Origin of the sequence: Pseudomonas helleri, from assembly GCF_001043025.1 — a bacterium.
Classification (GTDB): domain Bacteria; phylum Pseudomonadota; class Gammaproteobacteria; order Pseudomonadales; family Pseudomonadaceae; genus Aquipseudomonas; species Aquipseudomonas helleri.
On record NZ_JYLD01000005.1, the window covers coordinates 41,609 to 60,939 of the forward strand.

Below are 19,331 nucleotides of genomic sequence, written 5' to 3' on the forward strand. Positions count from 1 at the left end.
TCGTCTCTCAAACACACCGAATTTATGCAAAGCCGACTTCAGGCAGGAAATCCCATGATGGACGCGTTCGAACTCCCTGGCACCTTGGCCCAAGCCCTGCAACAACGTGCAGCCCAGACCCCGGATCGACTGGCATTACGCTTTTTGGGCGATGACCAGAGTGCCAGCCAGGTGCTGACCTATGCTGACCTGGATTTACGTGCGCGGGCCTTTGCCGCAGCCTTGCAGGCCAATGCCGCGGTGGGTGATCGCGCGGTCTTGCTGTTGCCCAGCGGCCCGGACTACGTCGCGGCATTTTTTGCCTGCCTGTACGCCGGGGTGATCGCCGTTCCGGCGTATCCGCCTGAGTCGTCGCGCCGCCACCATCAGGAGCGTTTGCTGTCGATCATGAGCGACGCCGAACCGCGCGTACTCCTGACCAGCAGCCATTTGCGCGAGTCCTTGCTGGCCCTGCCCGAACTCACCTGCGCCGATGCGCCCGCGTTGCTGTGTGTCGACAGCCTTGAACCGAGCCTGGCGCAAGGCTGGCAGCCGGTGGTGTTACAGGCCGATGACATCGCCTTTTTGCAATACACCTCAGGCTCTACCGCCATGCCCAAGGGCGTGCAAGTGACCCACGGCAATCTGGTGGCTAACGAGTTGCTGATTCGCCGTGGATTTGGCATCGACCTCAACCCCGACGACGTGATTGTCAGCTGGTTGCCGCTGTACCACGACATGGGTTTGATCGGTGGCCTGCTGCAACCGATTTTCAGCGGTGTGCCGTGCATCCTGATGTCGCCCGCGTACTTTTTGACCCGCCCGCTGCGTTGGCTCGAAGCCATCAGCGAATACGGCGGGACCATCAGCGGCGGGCCGGACTTTGCCTATCGGCTTTGCAGCGAGCGGGTCAGTGAAAACGCGCTGGCCGGGTTGGACTTAAGTCGCTGGCGCGTGGCCTATTCAGGCTCTGAGCCGATCCGCCAGGACACCCTGGTGCGTTTTGCCGAAAAATTTGCCCCGTGCGGTTTTGACTCCGCCAGCTATTTCGCCTCTTACGGGCTGGCCGAGGCTACGTTGTTTGTCGCAGGCGGGCAGCGCGGGCAGGGCATCCCGGCCCTGAACCTGAATGAACTGGAGCTGGCCAACAACTGCATCGTGCCGGGCGACGGCTGCGCGGTGATGAGCTGCGGTACTCAGCAGCCGCAACATGCGGTGCAAATCGTCGACCCACACTCGTTCGAGCCCTTGGCGGATAACCGCGTCGGTGAAGTCTGGGCCTGCGGGCCAAGCATCGCCCACGGCTACTGGCGCAACCCGCACGCCAGCGCCCGGACATTTGTTGCACATCAGGGCGCCACATGGCTGCGCACCGGCGACCTGGGTTTTATCCATGAAGGCCAGCTGTACATCACCGGGCGCTTGAAAGACCTGCTGATCGTGCGCGGCCATAACCTCTACCCGCAAGACATCGAAGCCACCATCGAGCGTGAAGTCGAAGTGGTGCGCAAAGGCCGTGTGGCGGCGTTCGCGGTCAATGTCAAAGGCGAGGAGGGGATCGGCATTGCCGCCGAAATCAGCCGCAGCGTGCAAAAAATCATGCCTGCGAACGCCCTGATCACGGCCATTCGCCAGGCCGTGGCCGAAGCCTGCCAGCAAGCACCAAGCGTGGTCGTACTGCTCAATCCGGGGGCGTTGCCAAAAACCTCCAGCGGCAAACTCCAGCGCTCGGCCTGCCGCAGCCGTCTGGCCGATGGCAGCCTGGACAGCTACGCGCAGTTCCCGTGTGACGACGCTCAGCCGGCCAACCATGATCCAGTGCAGCCAGCCCATCACTTGGAGGCGCTGATTGCGTGGATCTGGTGCGAGCATTTGCAGGTCGAGCAAGTGGCCGCTGACGATCATTTCTTCCTGCTGGGCGGCAACTCGATTCTGGCCACGCAAACCATCGCCCGCCTGCGCGAAGAACTGAAACTGGAACTCAACCTGCGCCTGCTGTTCGAGGCGCCGACTTTGAGCGCCTTCACGGCTCGGGTCGCGGCGTTGCAGCAGGATGGCGGTCTGGCCCAGGGCTGCATCGTCGGTTTGAGCCGTGATGAGGCGCTGCCGCAATCGCTGGCGCAAAACCGTTTGTGGTTTATGTGGCAGCTCGATCCGCAGAGCAGCGCCTACACCATTCCCGGCGCCTTGCGCTTGCGCGGCGAGCTGAACGAAACTGCGCTGTGCAGCAGCTTCGCGCACTTGGTCGAACGCCACGAAGCCCTGCGCACGCGCTTTTATGAGCGCGATGGCCAAGCCTGGCAGCGGGTTGAGGCCGCCGCGGATTTTGACCTGCAGGTCATCGACATCAGCGATTTGCCCGTCGCCGAGCGAGAAGCGCGGGCGCAGCAGATCCGCGATGACGAAGCCCGTACCCAGTTCGACCTGACCAGCGGCCCGCTGTTCTGGGTCACCCTGGTCAAGCTCGATGACGAAGAGCACCAACTGCTGCTGACCTTGCACCACATCATTGCGGACGGCTGGTCACTCAACCTGCTTATCGACGAGTTCTCGCGGCTGTATGCGGCGGCCTGCCTGGAGCAACCGTTAGCGCTGGCACCACTGGCTTTGCAGTACGCCGACTACGGCAGTTGGCAGCGCCAATGGCTGGCCCAGGGCGAAGCCGAGCGCCAGCTCGGTTACTGGAAACAACAGCTGGGCGACGAGCAGCCGACCTTGCAACTGGCCACCGATTACCCGCGTTCGGCCGCGCAGCAACACAGCGCGTCGCGCTACAGCGTGCGCTTGGAGGCACCGCTTGCCGAGGCCTTGCGTGAGACAGCAAAGGCCCATGACAGCACGCCATTCATGCTGCTGTTGGCGACGTTCCAGACCTTGTTGTATCGCTATACCGGCCAGCGCGATATCCGCATTGGCGTGCCGAGCGCCAACCGTCCGCGTCAGGAAACCCATGGCCTGATCGGCTTTTTCATCAATACCCTGGTGCTGCGTGCGCAACTGGACGGGCGCCTGCCGTTTGCCCAATTGCTCCAGCAAACCCGCCTTGCCACGCTGGATGCCCAAGCGCATCAGGACCTGCCCTTTGAGCAACTGCTGGAAGCCTTCCCGCAGGCCCGCGAACACGGATTGTTCCAAGTGTTGTTCAACCATCAGCAACGCGACCTGAGTGCTTTACGGCGTTTGCCGGGCTTGCTCGCCGAAGAGCTGGAATGGCACAGCCGTGAAGCCAAATTCGACTTGCAGTTGCACAGCGAAGAAGACCGTCAGGGCCGCCTGAAACTGTCGTTCGACTATGCCGATGAGCGATTTGAGGCCAGCACCATTGCGCAACTGGCCGAGCATTTTGTCAGTCTTTTGCGCCAAGTTTGCGCCGATAGCCATAAGGCCCTGGCTGACCTGCACCTGCTCAGCCCGCAGCAATTGCTTGAACAGGCGCGCTGGAGCGAAGCGCCGTGTGCTCCCGCGCAGCAATGGCTGCCACAGCAGCTTGAACAGCAAGCGCAGCTCACCCCGGACCACATCGCCTTGTTGTGGGACGGCGGCAGCCTCGATTACGCCCATCTGCATGGGCACGCCAACCGCCTGGCCAACTACTTGCGTGACAAAGGCGTAGGCCCGGATGTGCCGGTGGCGATTGCCGCTGAACGCTCGCCGCAACTGCTGATCGGCCTGCTGGCGATTCTCAAGGCGGGCGGCGCCTATGTGCCTCTGGACCCGGACTACCCGCCCGAGCGTCTGGCCTACATGCTGCAGGATTGCGGTGCAGCACTGTTGCTGACCCAAAGCCATCTGCTGCCGTGTTTGCCCAATGTTGAAGCCCTTAGTGTGATCGCCATGGACGGCCTCAATCTCGACAGCTGGTCCGCCCATGCGCCGGGGCTGCACCTGCACGGCGACAACCTGGCCTACGTGATTTACACCTCGGGCTCGACCGGCCAGCCCAAAGGCGTCGGCAACACCCATGCGGCCCTCAGCGAGCGTTTGCAGTGGATGCAAACCACCTACGGCCTGGGCGCCGACGATGTGCTGATGCAAAAGGCCCCGATCAGTTTTGACGTGTCAGTGTGGGAGTGCTTCTGGCCGTTGATTACCGGTTGCCGTCTGGTGCTGGCCGGGCCGGGAGAGCACCGCGACCCGCAGCGCATCGCGCAGTTGGTGCAGCAGTTCGGGGTGACCACGTTGCACTTTGTGCCGCCGTTGTTGCGTCTGTTTGTCGATGAACCGCAGGCCTTGCAGTGCCGCACGTTGCGTCGGCTTTTCAGTGGCGGCGAAGCCTTGCCCGCCGAACTGCGCAATCACGTGCTGCAACAATTACCCGCCGTGCAACTGCATAACCGTTACGGCCCGACGGAGACCGCGATCAACGTCACCCACTGGCAGTGTGCTCTTGAGGACGGCGAGCGCTCGCCCATCGGCCGCCCACTGGGCAACGTGGTGTGCCGGGTGCTCGATAGCGAATTGAACCCGCTGCCGGTGGGGGTGCCGGGGGAATTGTGCATCGGCGGCATTGGCCTGGCGCGTGGCTATCTGGAGCGTCCGGGGCTGACGGCTGAGCGCTTTATTGCCGACCCGCTGGGCGAGCCGGGCGCACGGCTGTACCGCACCGGTGATCAGGTGCGCTGGAACCGCGATGGCGCCCTCGAGTACCTCGGGCGTCTGGATCAGCAAGTCAAACTGCGCGGCTTTCGTGTCGAGCCGCAAGAGATCGAAGCGCGCTTGCTGGCCCAGCCTGAGGTGGCTCAGGCGGCGGTATTGATTCGCGACACCCAGGCCGGGCCGCAACTGATCGGCTACTACACGGCGCTCGACGGGTCGCTGCCCGAGGCCGAACACAGCGTGCAACTTAAAGCCGCACTGGCCGCCGAACTGCCGGATTATATGGTCCCCGCGCAGTTGTTGCGCCTTGAACGCATGCCCCTGAGCCCGAGTGGCAAGCTTGATCGCCGGGCCTTGCCGGAGCCGGTGTGGCACGTGCGCGAGCACGTCGAGCCTCAGAATGAACTGCAACAACGCATCGCCGCAATCTGGCGCGAGGTGCTGGGGCAGGCCCGAATTGGCCTCAATGACGACTTCTTCGCCCTGGGCGGGCACTCGCTGCTGGCTACACAAATCGTTGCCCGCGTGCGTCAGGCTTGTGACGTTGAACTGGCCTTGCGAATCTTGTTTGAAGCCAGTGAGCTGGGCGCATTTGTCGAGCAGGTTGCGCAAATCCAGGCCAGCGGCCAGCGCAACACGCAACGGCCGATTCATTTGGCGGATCGCAGCCAGCCGGTGGCGCTGTCGTACTCTCAGCAGCGCATGTGGTTCCTCTGGCAGATGGAGCCCGACAGCCCGGCCTATAACGTTGGCGGCATGGCGCGTTTGACCGGGTTGCTGGACGTCGAGCGTTTCGAGGCGGCATTGCAGGCGTTGCTGCTGCGCCACGAAACCCTGCGCACCACGTTTCCCAGCGTCAATGGCGTGCCTTGCCAACAGGTACACCGCGACACACGCCTGAGCCTGGGCTGGCTGGATCTCAGCGCCCTGGACTGCGCTGCCCGTGAGCAGCGTTTGCAGGCCCAGGCCGACAGCGAGGCGCATCAGCCGTTTGATCTGGAGCGCGGGCCGTTGCTGCGCGCCCATATGGTCAAGGCCGCCGACCGCGAGCACTACTTTGTCCTGACCTTGCATCACATCGTCACTGAAGGCTGGGCGATGGATATTTTTGCCCGCGAACTGGGCGAGTTGTACGAAGCGTTTGTGGATGATCGCGCCTCGCCGTTGCTGCCGCTGGCCGTGCAATACCTCGACTACAGCGTGTGGCAACGCCAGTGGCTGGAGTCGGGCGAACGGCAGCGCCAGCTTGATTACTGGACCGCCAAACTCGGCACCGAGCATCCGCTGCTCGAACTGCCCGGCGACCGGCCTCGGCCTGCGGTGCAGAGCCATCAGGGCGGGTTGTACCGCTTTGACCTCAGCGACGAGTTGGCCGCGAAACTGCGAGGGTTCAATGCCGAACACGGCCTGACCCTGTTCATGACCATGACCGCCACCCTGGCGCTGCTGCTCTACCGCTACAGCGGCCAGACCGACCTGCGCATCGGCGCGCCGGTGGCCAACCGCATCCGCCCGGAAAGCGAAGGGCTGATCGGGGCTTTTCTTAACACCCAGGTACTGCGCTGCGAACTGGATGGCCACATGCGCGTGGCTGAACTGCTGGAGCAGGTGCGCCAGACCGTCATCGAAGGCCAGTCGCATCAGGACTTGCCCTTCGATCATCTGGTCGAAGCCCTGCAACCCCCGCGCAGCGCCGCTTACAACCCGCTGTTTCAAGTGATGTGCAACGTGCAGCGTTGGGAGTTCCAGCAAAGCCGGACGCTGACAGGCATGACAGTGGAGTTTTTGCCCAACGATGCGCGGGCGACCAAGTTCGACCTCAACCTGGAAGTCACTGACCTCGACCACCGCTTGGGCTGCTGCCTGACCTACAGCACTGATTTGTTTGATGAGCCGCGCATCGCCAGCATGGCCGAGCACTGGCGCAATCTGCTGCAAGCGCTACTGGCCGACCCGCAACAACGGCTGAGCGAGTTGCCGCTGTTGGATAGCGCTGAACAACAGCGCTTGCTGGACGGGCTGGCACCTGTAGCGGGTGAGCAGCGTCTCGATCACTGCGTGCATGTTCTGTTTGCGGAGCAAGCCCGAATGCGTCCTGAGGCCATCGCCTTGACCTTCGGCGGGCAGCACTTGAGCTACGCCGAACTTGAAGGCCGCGCCAATCAACTGGCCTGGAAGCTGCGCGAGCTGGGCGTAGGCCCGCAGGTGCGGGTGGGGCTGGCACTGGAACGTTCGCTGGACATGGTCGTCGGCCTGCTGGCGATCCTCAAGGCGAGCGGCGCCTATGTGCCGCTCGACCCGGAATACCCGCTGGAACGCTTGCAGTACATGATCGAAGACAGCGGCATCAGCGTGTTATTGAGCCATCGCAGTCTGTTTGTCGCGCTGGGTGAATTGCCCTCAAGCGTCGTGCGCTGGAGTCTCGAAGACGACGGCCCGCAACTGGCCGGGTACCCGTCCAGCGCACTGCCGTTCCTCAACCTGCCACAGCATCAGGCGTATTTGATCTACACCTCGGGCTCCACCGGCCAGCCCAAGGGCGTGGTGGTGTCCCACGGCGAGATCGCCATGCATTGTCAGGCGGTGATTGAACGGTTTGGCATGCGTGCGGATGACTGTGAACTGCACTTTTATTCGATTAACTTCGACGCTGCCACCGAGCGTTTGCTGGCGCCGCTGCTCAGTGGTGCGCGGCTGGTGCTGCGGGCGCAAGGGCAGTGGGACGCCGAAGCAATCTGCCAACTCATTCGTGAGCAACAGGTCAGTATTCTGGGCTTCACCCCCAGCTACGGCAGCCAATTGGCCCAGTGGCTGGCCAGCCGCGGGCAGACATTGCCGGTGCGCATGTGCATCACCGGCGGCGAGGCACTGACCGGCGAGCACTTGCAGCGCATCCGTTCGGCCTTCCAGCCGAGCGTGTTTTTCAATGCCTACGGCCCGACCGAAACCGTGGTCATGCCGCTGGCCAGCCTGGCACCGGAACAGCTGGCCGATGGTGCCGCCTCTGTGCCAATCGGTGAGGTCATTGGTTCGCGGGTGGCCTACATTCTCGACAGCCATCTGGCGCTGGTCCCCCAAGGCGCCACCGGCGAACTGTACATCGGCGGTGCTGGGCTGGCGCAGGGGTATCACCAGCGTCCCGGGCTGACGGCCGAACGCTTTGTGGCAGACCCGTTTGCGCGCAATGGCGGACGCTTGTACCGCACCGGCGACTTGGTGCGCCAGCGCGCTGACGGTCTGGTGGAATACCTGGGGCGAGTCGATCATCAGGTCAAAATCCGGGGTTTCCGCATTGAGCTGGGCGAGATCGAAAGTCACTTGCTCGGGCATCCGGCGGTACGTGAAGCCGTGGTGCTGGCGCTGGACATGCCGGGTGGCAAGCAACTGGCGGCCTGGCTGGTGTGTGATGAACAGGCTGAGGCGGGTGCGTTGCGCGAAGCGCTCAAGGCCCGGCTCAAGGCGCAACTGCCAGATTACATGGTGCCCGCGCACTTGATGCTGCTGGACAACATGCCGCTGACCGCCAACGGCAAACTCGACCGCCGCGCCTTGCCAGAGCCCGATGTTGAGCTCAATCGCCAACTCTACGTGGCCCCGCGCAATGCACTGCAAGCCAGTTTGGCCAAGGTTTGGGGCGAGGTGCTGAACCTTGAGCATGTCGGTCTCAATGACAACTTTTTCGAGCTGGGCGGTGACTCGATTCTGTCGATTCAAGTGGTCAGCCGCGCCCGGCAATTGGGGATTCACTTCAGCCCCCGTGACCTGTTCCAGCATCAAACCGTGCAAGCGTTGGCGAGCGTTGCGACCCAGACCGAGCAACTGACCGCCGAACAGGGCGTACTCACTGGCGAATCGGCGCTGACGCCGATTCAACAGTGGTTCTTTGATACCGACATGCCGCAACGCGGGCACTGGAACCAGTGCGTGCTGTTGCAACCTGCCGAACCTCTTGAGCCGGCCTTGCTGGAGCGGGCGCTACTGGCCCTGGTGATGCATCACGACGCCTTGCGCCTAAGCTTCGAGCACCGCAACGGGCAATGGCAGGCGCGTTACCTGGGCGCTGCGCAGCAACCGTTGCTTTGGCGAGCCAGCGTGGCGGACCTGCAAGACTGCGCCGGGCTGTTTAACGACGCGCAACGCAGCCTCGATCTGCAAGCAGGGCCGCTGCTGCGCGCGGTACTGGTCGATGGCCCGCAAGGGGAGCAACGCCTGTTGCTGGCGGTCCACCATTTGGCGGTCGACGGGGTGTCCTGGCGGGTCTTGCTGGAAGACATACAGGCGCTGTATCGCCAACAGCCACTGCCCGCGAAAACCAGCGCATTCAGGGCGTGGGCCAATCGTTTGCACGCTTATGCCAGCAGTGATTCGCTGCGTGAAGAGCTGGGCCTGTGGCAAGAGCACCTCAAGGGGCCAGCGGTGGAGCTGCCGGGCGTTAACCGTCATGGCGGGCGGCAACATCTGCACGGGCAAACGCTCAGTGTGCGGCTCGACGAGGCACGCACCCAGCAACTGCTGCAACAGGTGCCCAGCGCCTATCGCACGCAGATCAACGATGTGCTTCTGACCGCGCTGGCGCGGGTGATCTGTCGCTGGACCGGCCAACCGTCGACCCTGTTGCAACTTGAAGGTCACGGCCGCGAAACCCTGTTCGATGACATCGACTTGAGTCGCACCGTGGGTTGGTTTACCAGCGCTTACCCGCTGCGCCTGACGCCGAGCAGCCACCTGGGGCAGGGCGCTTCGATCAAGGCCATCAAGGAGCAACTGCGACACGTCCCGCACAAAGGCCTGGGTTACGGCGTGTTGCGCTACCTGAGCGACCCGGCTACGGGGCAAACCCTGGCCGCGCTACCCGAGGCACCGATCACCTTTAACTACCTTGGCCAGTTTGACCAGAGCTTTGCCAGCGATGCGCTGTTCCACCCGCTGGACGAGCCGACCGGCGCAGCCCACGACCCGCAGGCGCCGTTGCCCAACGAGTTGAGCATCGACAGCCAGGTGTATGGCGGCGAGTTGGTTTTGCGTTGGACCTTCAGCGTCGAGCGCTATCAGCCCCAAGCCATTGAAGCGCTGGCCCAGGATTACCTCGCGGAGCTTGAAAGCCTGATTGCCCACTGCCTGAGCAGCGATGCGGGCGGCTTGACGCCATCCGACTTCCCGCTGGCCAAACTCAGTCAGGTACAACTCGACAGCTTGCCGGTGGCGGCAGGCCTGATTGAAGACGTGTACCCCATGACCCCGATGCAAGAGGGCATGTTGCTGCACACCTTGCTCGAACCGGGCACCGGGCTGTACTACATGCAGGACCGCTACCGGATTGACAGCGCCCTCGACCCGCAACGTTTCGCCCAGGCCTGGCAGTCAGTGGTGGCGCGGCATGAGGCCTTGCGTGCGTCGTTCTGCTGGAACGCGGGCGAAGGCATGCTGCAAATCATCCATCGTCCCGGCAACACCGAAGTTGATTACCTCGACTGGAGTCGCGAGCCGCAAGACAGCCATGAAGAGCGTCTGCAGGCGCTGCTCAAGCGCGAGCGCGAAGCCGGTTTTGATCTGCTCAATCAGGCGCCATTCCACCTGCGCCTGATCCGTGTGGGTGAGTCGCGTTACTGGTTCATGATGAGCAATCACCACATCCTCATCGATGCCTGGTGCCGTTCGCTGCTGATGAGCGACTTTTTTGAAATCTACAGTGCGCTGGGCGAAGGTCGCGCCCCGCAACTGACCACGCCACCGCGCTATCGCGAGTACATCAGTTGGCTGCAACAGCAAGACCTGCAGCAGGCCAACGTCTGGTGGCAGCGCAACCTGCAAGGCTTTGAACGGACCACTTACATCCCCACCGACCGGCCTTTGCTGCGCGAGCATGCGGGCGCTAGCGGCGGCATGCTGGTGGGCGACTGCTACACCCGGCTTGAGGTCAAAGATGGCGTGCGGTTGCGTGAACTGGCGCAGCAGCACCAATTGACCATCAACACCTTTGCCCAAGCGGCATGGGCGTTGGTGCTGCGACGCTTAAGCGGTGAGCGCGACGTGGTGTTTGGCGTTACCGTGGCCGGGCGCCCGGTGCAACTGCCGCAAATGCAGCAGACAGTCGGGCTGTTTATCAACAGTGTGGCCCTGCGTGTGCAGATGCCCGAAGACGGTCAGGTGCTGAGCGTTCGGCAATGGTTGAGCGCCTTGCTCGAACACAATATGGAGCTGCGCGAGTATGAATACTTGCCGCTGGTGACGATTCAGGAGCGCAGCGAGCTGCCCAAAGGCCAGCCGTTGTTCGACAGCCTGTTTGTGTTCGAGAACGCGCCGGTCGATATGTCGGTGCTGGACCGGGCCCAGAGTCTGAATGCCACCTCGGACTCAGGCCGCACCCATACCAACTTCCCGCTCACCGCCGTGTGCTACCCCGGCGATGACTTGGGCTTGCACCTGTCTTACGACCAGCGCTTTTTTGAGCGCAGCAGCGTTGAGCGCCTGCTCAGTGAGTTCAAGCGCTTGTTGCTGGCCTTGATGGACGGCGTCAATGGCGACATGGCCGACTTGCCCTTGCTGGGCGAGGCCGAGCAGCAGTTCCTTATAAAAGGCTGCAACCAAAGTCAGCGCGAGTACCCGTTGCAGCACAGCTATGCCGAACTGTTCGAAGCCCAAGTGGCAGCGCATCCGCAGCGCATCGCGGCCGGTTGCCTGGAGCAGCAGTGGAGTTACCGCGAGCTGAACCAGCGCAGTAACCGCCTGGGCCATGCCTTGATCGCAGGCGGTGTGCGTATGGACCAGCCGGTGGCGCTGCTGGCGGAGCGCGGGCTGGACTTGCTGGGCATGATCATCGGCAGCTTCAAGGCCGGTGCGGGCTATTTGCCGCTGGATCCGGCGCTGCCAGGGCCGCGTCTGAGCCGCATCTTGGAATTAAGCCGTACGCCGTTGCTGGTCTGCACCCAGGCCTGTCGCGAGCAGGCGCAAGCCTTGCTCGATGAGTCAGGTTGCGCCGTGCGTCCACGGCTACTGGTATGGGAAGACGTGCAAGCCGGGACGTGGGCGGATCACAACCCGCAGGTCTACAGCGGCCCGGACAACCTCGCCTACGTCATCTACACCTCGGGTTCCACCGGGTTGCCCAAAGGCGTGATGGTCGAGCAACGCGGCATGCTCAACAACCAGTTGAGCAAAGTGCCGTACCTGCAACTGAGCAAGGCGGATGTGATCGCGCAGACTGCTTCGCAAAGCTTCGATATTTCAGTGTGGCAGTTCCTCGCGGCCCCCTTGTTCGGTGCGCGTGTCGAGATCGTTCCGGACGCCATCGCCCACGACCCGCAAGCCCTGCTGGCGCAGGTCAATGCCCAAGGCATCAGCGTGCTGGAAAGCGTGCCGTCGTTGATTCAAGGGATGCTGGCCGAGGCCCCTGTTGAACTGAAGGGTTTACGCTGGATGCTGCCCACCGGCGAGGCCATGCCGCCAGAACTGGCGCAGCAATGGCTGTTGCGTTACCCCGAGATTGGCCTGGTCAATGCCTATGGCCCGGCCGAATGTTCGGATGACGTGGCGTTCTTCCGCGTTGATCATGGGGCGACTCAAGGCAGCTACTTGCCGATTGGCACGCCGACCGACAACAACCGTCTGTACCTGCTCGACGACGCGCTGCAACTGGTCGCACTCGGCGCGGTGGGTGAGTTGTGCGTGGCAGGCACCGGCGTGGGCCGGGGTTATGTCAGTGACCCGCTGCGCACCGCGCTGGCCTTTGTGCCGAACCCGTTCGGCGCACCGGGTGAGCGTTTGTACCGCACCGGCGACCTGGCACGGCGGCGCAGCGACGGGGTGCTGGAGTACGTCGGGCGCATCGACCATCAAGTGAAAATTCGCGGTTATCGGATCGAACTGGGCGAAATCGAAGCGCGCCTGCACGAGCAACCAGAACTGCGTGATGCGGCGGTCAGCGTACAGGAAGGGCCCAATGGCAAATACCTGGTCGGCTATCTGGTGGCCGCGCAAACGGCCCTCGGCCTGAGCGAGCGGCTGGACCGGGTCAAACAGCGCCTGCGCGCTGAACTGCCGGACTACATGGTGCCGCTGCATTGGCTGTGGCTGGAGCGACTGCCCCTCAACGCCAATGGCAAACTCGACCGCAAGGCACTGCCTGCTGTAGACATCGGCCAGTTGCAGCGTGAGGACTACCTGGCGCCACGCACTGAGCTTGAACACACCTTGGCGGCCATCTGGAGTGAAGTCCTGAGCGTCGAGCGGGTAGGGGTCAACGACAACTTCTTCGAGCTGGGCGGCCACTCCTTGCTGGCGACACAAATCGCCTCGCGGGTGCAGAAAGTACTGCAACGCAACGTGCCGTTACGGGCGATGTTTGAATGCAGTTGCGTGGCCGAGTTGGCGGTGTACATCGAAGGGCTGGAAAACAGCGAAATCAACGAGGAAAAAGTCGACCGCCTGAGCGACCTGATGGCCGAACTCGAAGGGCTGTAACAACACCCCCTGTAGGAGCCGGGCTTGCCTCGCGATCTGTTGATCTTAACCATCAACAGATCGCAGCCTGCGGCAGCTCCAGGGTGAACTGCACGTTGCAAGTTGTTCGCTTCTCGCTACGCTTGGCATCTCGACAGCAAGCCAATGGAATTGTGCATGGAACACACTCATTACAGTGGCGGATGCGTTTGTGGCTCGATCCGTTATAAAGCCTTGGGCTCTGCAGAAAACGCTCATACCTGCTCATGCAAAACTTGTCAGCGGCATACAGGCTCACCGACCGTCGTGTGGGTTGAGTTTGCGCAAGAACGGGTCAAGTGGGTAGGGGCCGGGGGGGCTCCTTCGGTCTTCAGAACCTCGGATTACTCCAGCAGGGCCTTTTGCCCAACGTGCGGAAGCTCGATTGGCGCAATCGATGATGAGCCGACGATTGCATTGCTGATTGGCGGTTTTGATGACAATAACGGCGCCGAGCTGGCGCCGTTGTACCACTCGTTTGAGGACATCCGACCACGCTGGTGGTGTTTGACGCCATTAACCCCGTAGTCGCTGTCGAGGTACGAGGCTGCGGTAGTTACTTGGGCCCCAAAATCTGCACCAGCTTGTCTGGCGACGGCGCACCTTGCTGTTGTTGCAGGTTGCCTTGGTCGTCCAGGTAGAAAATCGCCGGGGTCGCTGACAGTTCCAGGTCGTTCATGAGCTGGGCGTTGGCATCGAGCTTGGCCTGTACGTCCGCCGGGATTTTGCTCAAGGCCTTGAGGGTGCTGGCCTTGCCGGCTTTTTCGTGAGCCAGCAGGGCTTGCTGCGGGTCTTTGGCGGACAGCAGGGCGGCAGACTTGCCCGGGCTGTCTTCGCGGATAATGCCCACCATGATGTGGCGCAATTGCACTTTGCCGGAGTCAACCCACGGGCGGGCCTGTTCCCAGAACATGTTGCAGTACGGGCAGTTCGGGTCGCTGAACAGGTAAACGGTGCGCGGCGCATCCTTTTTACCATCCTGGATCCAGTTGCTCTTCTCCATGTTGGCCCAGACCTCTTTGGCCATCGGCGCATACACCAGCTTTTGCAACGGCGCCAGGCTCAGGTCTTTGCCGTCGGCGTCATACAGGTTACCGACCAGCACATTGCCGTCGGCGGTCAGGTACAAGGCCATGCCACGGTTCTGGTACTGCGCGGCATAGCCTTTCAAACCGCTGGGGGCATCAAAGCTGCCGACGATTTTCGCGCCCTTGGCTTCGATTTTCTTGATGGCTGGAGGCAGTTCTTCAGCTTGCAGCACAGGCGACTGCAGCAGGGCAGCGCCAAACAGAGAGGTCAGGCTAAGGGTTAACAGTTTGCGGTTAAGCATGTTTGCGTATTCCTTGCAGGGTCGACCTGTTGGGCCGACTTTGAATGTTCTTTGGTAAAGCCTTGCATGGCCTGCGCCAGGCTGGCATCGGACAGTTCGCCCAAATGGCTGCGCAGCAAACGCCCGTCAGCGCTGTAGAAGAGCGTAGTCGGCAGCGCCATGGAGCCGACCTTCTGGGCCAGTTGCCCGCTGCTGTCGAACAAGATGTTGCTCAGGCTCAGCCCCTGGGTTTCGAGGAACGTACTGACGCTCTGCATGCTTTCGCCCTGATTGACGAATAAAAACGTCACGTCTTGATGCTGTTTTTGCGCGTTCTGCAGCACCGGCATTTCCCGGCGGCACGGCGGGCACCACGTGGCCCACAAGTTGATGACCAGCGGGCCGCCCTGGTAACTGCTCAGTTGCACCGATTCGCCATTGGCTGTGCGCAAGGTGAGTTCAGGCAGGCGCGAACCCTGCTCATAGAGGCTGGAAGACAGGCTGGCCAAAATCCAGAAGGTCAGGCCAGTACTCAACCCCCAAGCTAATGGGCGGCGCAAGCCCGCACGGCGCCAACCCCAGAGCACCGCACCCGCCACCACGGCCACCAGGCCGGGCCAGACCATAAACCCGCCGTCACGCAAATCGAGCATTTTCAACGGGCTGTTCTGGAAGTGCGGCCAGAAAGCGAGCACAAAACCGATACGCGCCACGAGCAAGCCCAGCAAAAACAGGGCAAACAACACTGACTCAGGGTTCTCGCCACCACGTTTGGCCACCCGCCAACCGACCAGCGTCGCCAGGGCGAGGGCCAGGATCAGCAGCAGGTGGTTAATTGCCAAGGCAAACGAACCGATGGTCAGGGTGAGCATTTATGGGGTTTCCCGAGTGGCATTCCAGTTTTTCAAAAAAGTCTCGGCGTTGACTTCGCCGGTGATCCGCTGCCCACGACGCTCAACCCCATTGGGACCTATCCAGACAAAACTGGGCGGGCCGGGTACCTGGTAACGGCTGAGCAATTCGCGGCTGGCGACATTATCGGCGGTCACATCAAGACGCAACAGTCGCACGCCCTGCAAAGCCGATTGCACCTCAGGTTTGGCGAACACCTGTTTTTCCATGACTTTGCACGACACGCACCAGTCGGCGTAGTAGTCGAGCAACACCCATTGCCCCTCGGCCTTGGCGCTGGCCAGTTCACGGTCGAGGCTGGCCGGATCGTTGAGAGTAATGAAGTCGCCGTGGTCATTGCTGACCGTAGTGCCGATCACGGTTTTAGCGGTGTACACCTGCAACGGTTGCCCCAGGTCGGTGCCGCCACCGGCGGCCCCTATCAGCATCAAACCACCCCAAATCCCGGCCAGCAGGCTCAAGGGGTTAAACAGCGGCTTGGCGCGGGCGAAGTGCTGCGCTTGTTGCCACAGGCTGCTGGCAAAAATAATCAGCAACACCCCCCACAACCCCAGCCACAGGGTTTCACTGACCACCGGGCGCAGCAACAGCAGGGCCGTAGCGAGGAACAGGAAGCCAAACAGCCCTTTGGTCAGATCCATCCAGGCGCCCGGCTTGGGCAAAAAGCGGCTGCCCACTGTGACCAGCAACAACAACGGCATGCCAATCCCGACACCCATCACAAATAGCACCAGGCCACCTTCAACCGCATTGCCGCTCTGCGCGATGTACAACAGGGCGCCTGCCAGCGGGGCGGTCATGCACGGGCCTACCAGCAAACCCGACAAGGCGCCGAGGATGCCTGCACCCAGCAGGCTGCCGCCTTTACGGCCGCGGCCGGCGTTTTCGAGACGGTCGCGTAAGGCGGCGGGTAACTGCAATTCAAAAAAGCCGAACATCGGCAGTGCCAGCACCACAAACAGGGCGGCAAAGCTTGCGAGCAACCAGGGTTGTTGCAGCAGGGCCTGCAAGTTGGCGCCCAGCAGGGCGGCCAAAACGCCCAAGCCTGCATACACCAACGCCATGCTCACTACGTAACTGCTGGCGACGGCGAAACCGCGCCCGGCGCTGGCACCGCTGCCCACCACCAGCCCGGCCAGAATCGGCAGCATGGGCAATGAGCACGGGGTAAAGGCCAGCAACAGGCCCAGGCCGAAGAACAGCAACAAGCTCCAGCCCAATGAACGCTGCTGCAAGCTGGCCGCCAGTGACTGGTCCTGGGCCTGGCCTTGAGCGGCGACGGGTTGTGCGCCGCCCAGATCCACCACCTGGCTTTGCGGCGGGTAGCACAGACCGGCATCGGCGCAGCCTTGCCAGCTCACTTTGACCTGGCCGCTGGCACCCGCCGGGATCAGCACGTCGACTTGATTGCGATAGACCTGGCTGGCACCAAAAAACTCGTCATTGTGCTCCTCGCCCTGGGGCAGCACGGGGGTGTGCGCAGCGTCCAGACCGTCAAACTTGAAGCGCTTTTGGTACAAATAGTAGTTGTTCGCAATCTGCCAGCTCAGCCGGGTTTCGCCCGATGGCAACACTTCGCTGCTGAAGGCGAATGCCTTGGCCACCGGCAAGAAGTCGACTTTCTGGGCAAAAGGATCATTACTGGCTTGCGCCTGGCTGAAGCCCGTCAGCAGTAGAAACAAAAAAATAAACAAACGGTGCATACGCCCAGCCTTGGTCTTTATGAATAGGCAACACCTTGGCGACACATGATTAACCGAGTGTTAATAGGGTCGCGAAACTGACAAGCGCTTTAAACAATGCAGGTGCACTAGATTTATAGGGTGGATAATCCGCCCTTAATCCCATGATTTTTTAATCAGCCTATTTACGCGGGTATGAGCATGCACGTACTGGTTTGCGAAGACGATGAACTGATTGCCAGCGGCATTGTGGCCGGGCTGACGGCGCAGGGGCTGACGGTTGAACATGTCGGTACCGCCAGCAAAGCCAAAGCCATGCTCAAGGCCGCCGTGTTTGACGTGATGGTGCTTGACCTGGGGTTGCCTGACGAAGACGGCCTCAAGCTGTTGCAGCAACTGCGTCAGCAGGGCTTTGAACTGCCCGTGCTGGTGCTGACCGCCCGTGACTCGGTGACCGACCGGGTGGATGGCCTGCAAGCCGGGGCCGATGACTACTTGCTCAAGCCCTTTGACCTGCGCGAACTGGCCGCCCGCCTGCACACCTTGTTGCGTCGAGTGGCCGGGCGCAGCGTCAATTTGATCGAACACGGGCAATTGAGCTATGACCCCAGCAGCCGCATTACCTTGCTGGCCGGTCAGCCGGTCGACCTGTCGCGGCGCGAGCAGGCACTGCTGCAAGCCTTGCTGCATAACCGCGGCCGCGTGTTGTCGGCCGAGCAGCTCAAAGACAGCATCTACGGCTTTGGCGACGAACTGGAGAGCAATGCCCTGAACGTTCATATCCATCACCTGCGCTCCAAACTGGGCAAAGGCATCGTCGAAACCGTGCGCGGCCTCGGTTATCGTCTGGGCACTGCCGACGGTGCCGAGCAGCCATGATGAGCATGCGTCTGCGTTTGAGCCTGACCATAGGCTCGGCGTTTGTATTGATCTGGGCGCTGGCGGCGGCCTGGATGCTCAGTGACTTGCGTCAGCAAATGATGTTCTCCCTTGACCAGCGTCTGGTGGCGTCCGCGCGTATGGTGGCGGGGCTGCTTGAGCAATTGCCGCAGTTGCCGGTGAAAGGCGAGGGCACCCATTTCAGTGCGGAACAACTGACCATCCCTGGCGGTATGGCGTGCCAGGTGAGTTCGTTGCGCGGTGAAGTGCTGGCTCGCAGCCACAACAACCCGGACCAACCGATGCGCTCTGAGTCGGCAGGTTTTCATGACCAGATCATTGATGGCGCCGCCTGGCGCACGTTCACCCTCGACCGGGGTGATGTGCGCATTACCACCGCCGACCGCCAGGTCGAGCGCGAAGCCCTGAACCTTTCCGTGCTGCTCGCCGCCTCGGTGCCGGTGGGCATGGCCTTGATCGTGTGTTTGCTGCTGTTGTGGCTGGGCCTCGGCCAGGGGTTGGCGCCGCTTAACCGCATGCGTGATGCCCTGATGCGCCGCGATGCCGACTCGCTGCAACCACTGCAAATCAGCCCGTTGCCCAGCGAATTAAAGCCATTGCTGGATTCCCAGAACCAGTTGCTGGCGCGAATATCCAAAGCCATCGAACGTGAGCGGCGCCTGACTGGCGATGCCGCCCATGAACTGCGCAGCCCGCTGACCGCGATCAAAACCCACCTGCAAGTGGCGCGCATGACCGATGGCGCGGCGCGCGAACAGTCCCTGGCCCACGCCGAAGCCGGGGCAGACCGTTTGCACCGGACCCTGGAGCAGCTACTGCTGCTGGCGCGGGTTGAAGGCAGCTTATCGTTTGATGACGGTGTAGAGTGCTCAGCCGAACAAGTGGCGCGTCTGGCCATCAACGACGCGGCCAGCGGCGCGGCTGACCGTGTGCATTTGCAACTGGCCGATGACCTCCCGGACACCCGTCTGCATGTGCCTTCGGTGCTGGCAATCGCCGCCTTGCGCAATCTGCTCGACAACGCCTTGCGCCACACCCCGGCGGACACCCAAGTGCAATTGAAGGTGCATGCCGAGGGCAGCCACGTCGTGTTCGTGGTGCGTGACCACGGCCCCGGCCTTGCGCCTGAGACCTTGCAACACATGACCCAACGTTTCTGGCGCAACGGCAACAGCAACGGTTGCGGCTTGGGCCTGGCGATTGTGCAGGCCATTGTTGAACGGTGTGCGGGCGAACTGAATTTCGACAGCCAGGCCGATGGCTTGCGGGTTGAACTGCGCATGCCGCTGCAGACGGCTTGAACCTCTCAATCCTTGTAGTCGCTGCCGAAGGCTGCGTTGGGGCGCGAAGCGGCCCTGTTCTATGGGGTGAAGGTCCTTCGGCCCTTATCGCAGCCTGCGGCAGCGGCTACAGAAACCGGGAAACTTCTGGGCTTGGCTAAATCCTCACCACGCTGATGCGTTTTCAAAACAGGA

General features: G+C 62.1%; 7 protein-coding genes. 4 read left to right on the top strand and 3 right to left on the bottom strand.

Features of this window, described 5'->3' with window-relative positions; translation table 11 throughout:
* Positions 1–54: 54 nt before the first annotated feature.
* Entirely contained in the window at positions 55–13,035 is a 12,981-nt protein-coding gene (locus TU84_RS09705; protein WP_048368847.1) for a non-ribosomal peptide synthetase, read from the top strand.
* Between the two features lie 156 nt (positions 13,036–13,191).
* Positions 13,192–13,581, top strand: coding sequence for a GFA family protein (locus TU84_RS25510; RefSeq protein ID WP_082148657.1), 390 nt, complete (start codon positions 13,192–13,194; stop codon positions 13,579–13,581).
* A 28-nt stretch (positions 13,582–13,609) separates the two neighbouring features.
* Here the strand turns inward: TU84_RS25510 and dsbG are convergent, their stop codons facing one another.
* The 3 genes from dsbG to dsbD are packed head-to-tail and all read right to left on the bottom strand — an operon-like array spanning position 13,610 to position 16,977.
* Entirely contained in the window at positions 13,610–14,383 is a 774-nt protein-coding gene (dsbG, locus tag TU84_RS09710; protein WP_048368848.1) for a thiol:disulfide interchange protein DsbG, read from the bottom strand.
* Entirely contained in the window at positions 14,362–15,234 is an 873-nt protein-coding gene (locus TU84_RS09715; RefSeq protein ID WP_048368849.1) for a TlpA family protein disulfide reductase, read from the bottom strand. The genes dsbG and TU84_RS09715 overlap by 22 nt, the downstream gene beginning before the upstream one ends.
* Entirely contained in the window at positions 15,235–16,977 is a 1,743-nt protein-coding gene (dsbD, locus tag TU84_RS09720) for a protein-disulfide reductase DsbD (RefSeq protein ID WP_048368850.1), read from the bottom strand. It lies immediately after the preceding gene.
* Between the two features lie 180 nt (positions 16,978–17,157).
* On the opposite strand from dsbD, the gene TU84_RS09725 reads away from it, so the two are divergent.
* Together TU84_RS09725 and TU84_RS09730 are read left to right on the top strand one after the other, a co-directional pair.
* Complete coding sequence (locus TU84_RS09725; RefSeq protein WP_048369085.1) at positions 17,158–17,835, top strand: response regulator; 678 nt, start codon at positions 17,158–17,160, stop codon at positions 17,833–17,835.
* Positions 17,832–19,157: an ATP-binding protein gene (locus TU84_RS09730; protein ID WP_174479321.1), complete on the top strand. Its 1,326-nt coding sequence runs from the start codon at positions 17,832–17,834 to the stop codon at positions 19,155–19,157. Before TU84_RS09725 ends, TU84_RS09730 begins: the two co-directional genes overlap by 4 nt.
* Positions 19,158–19,331: the final 174 nt, after the last annotated feature.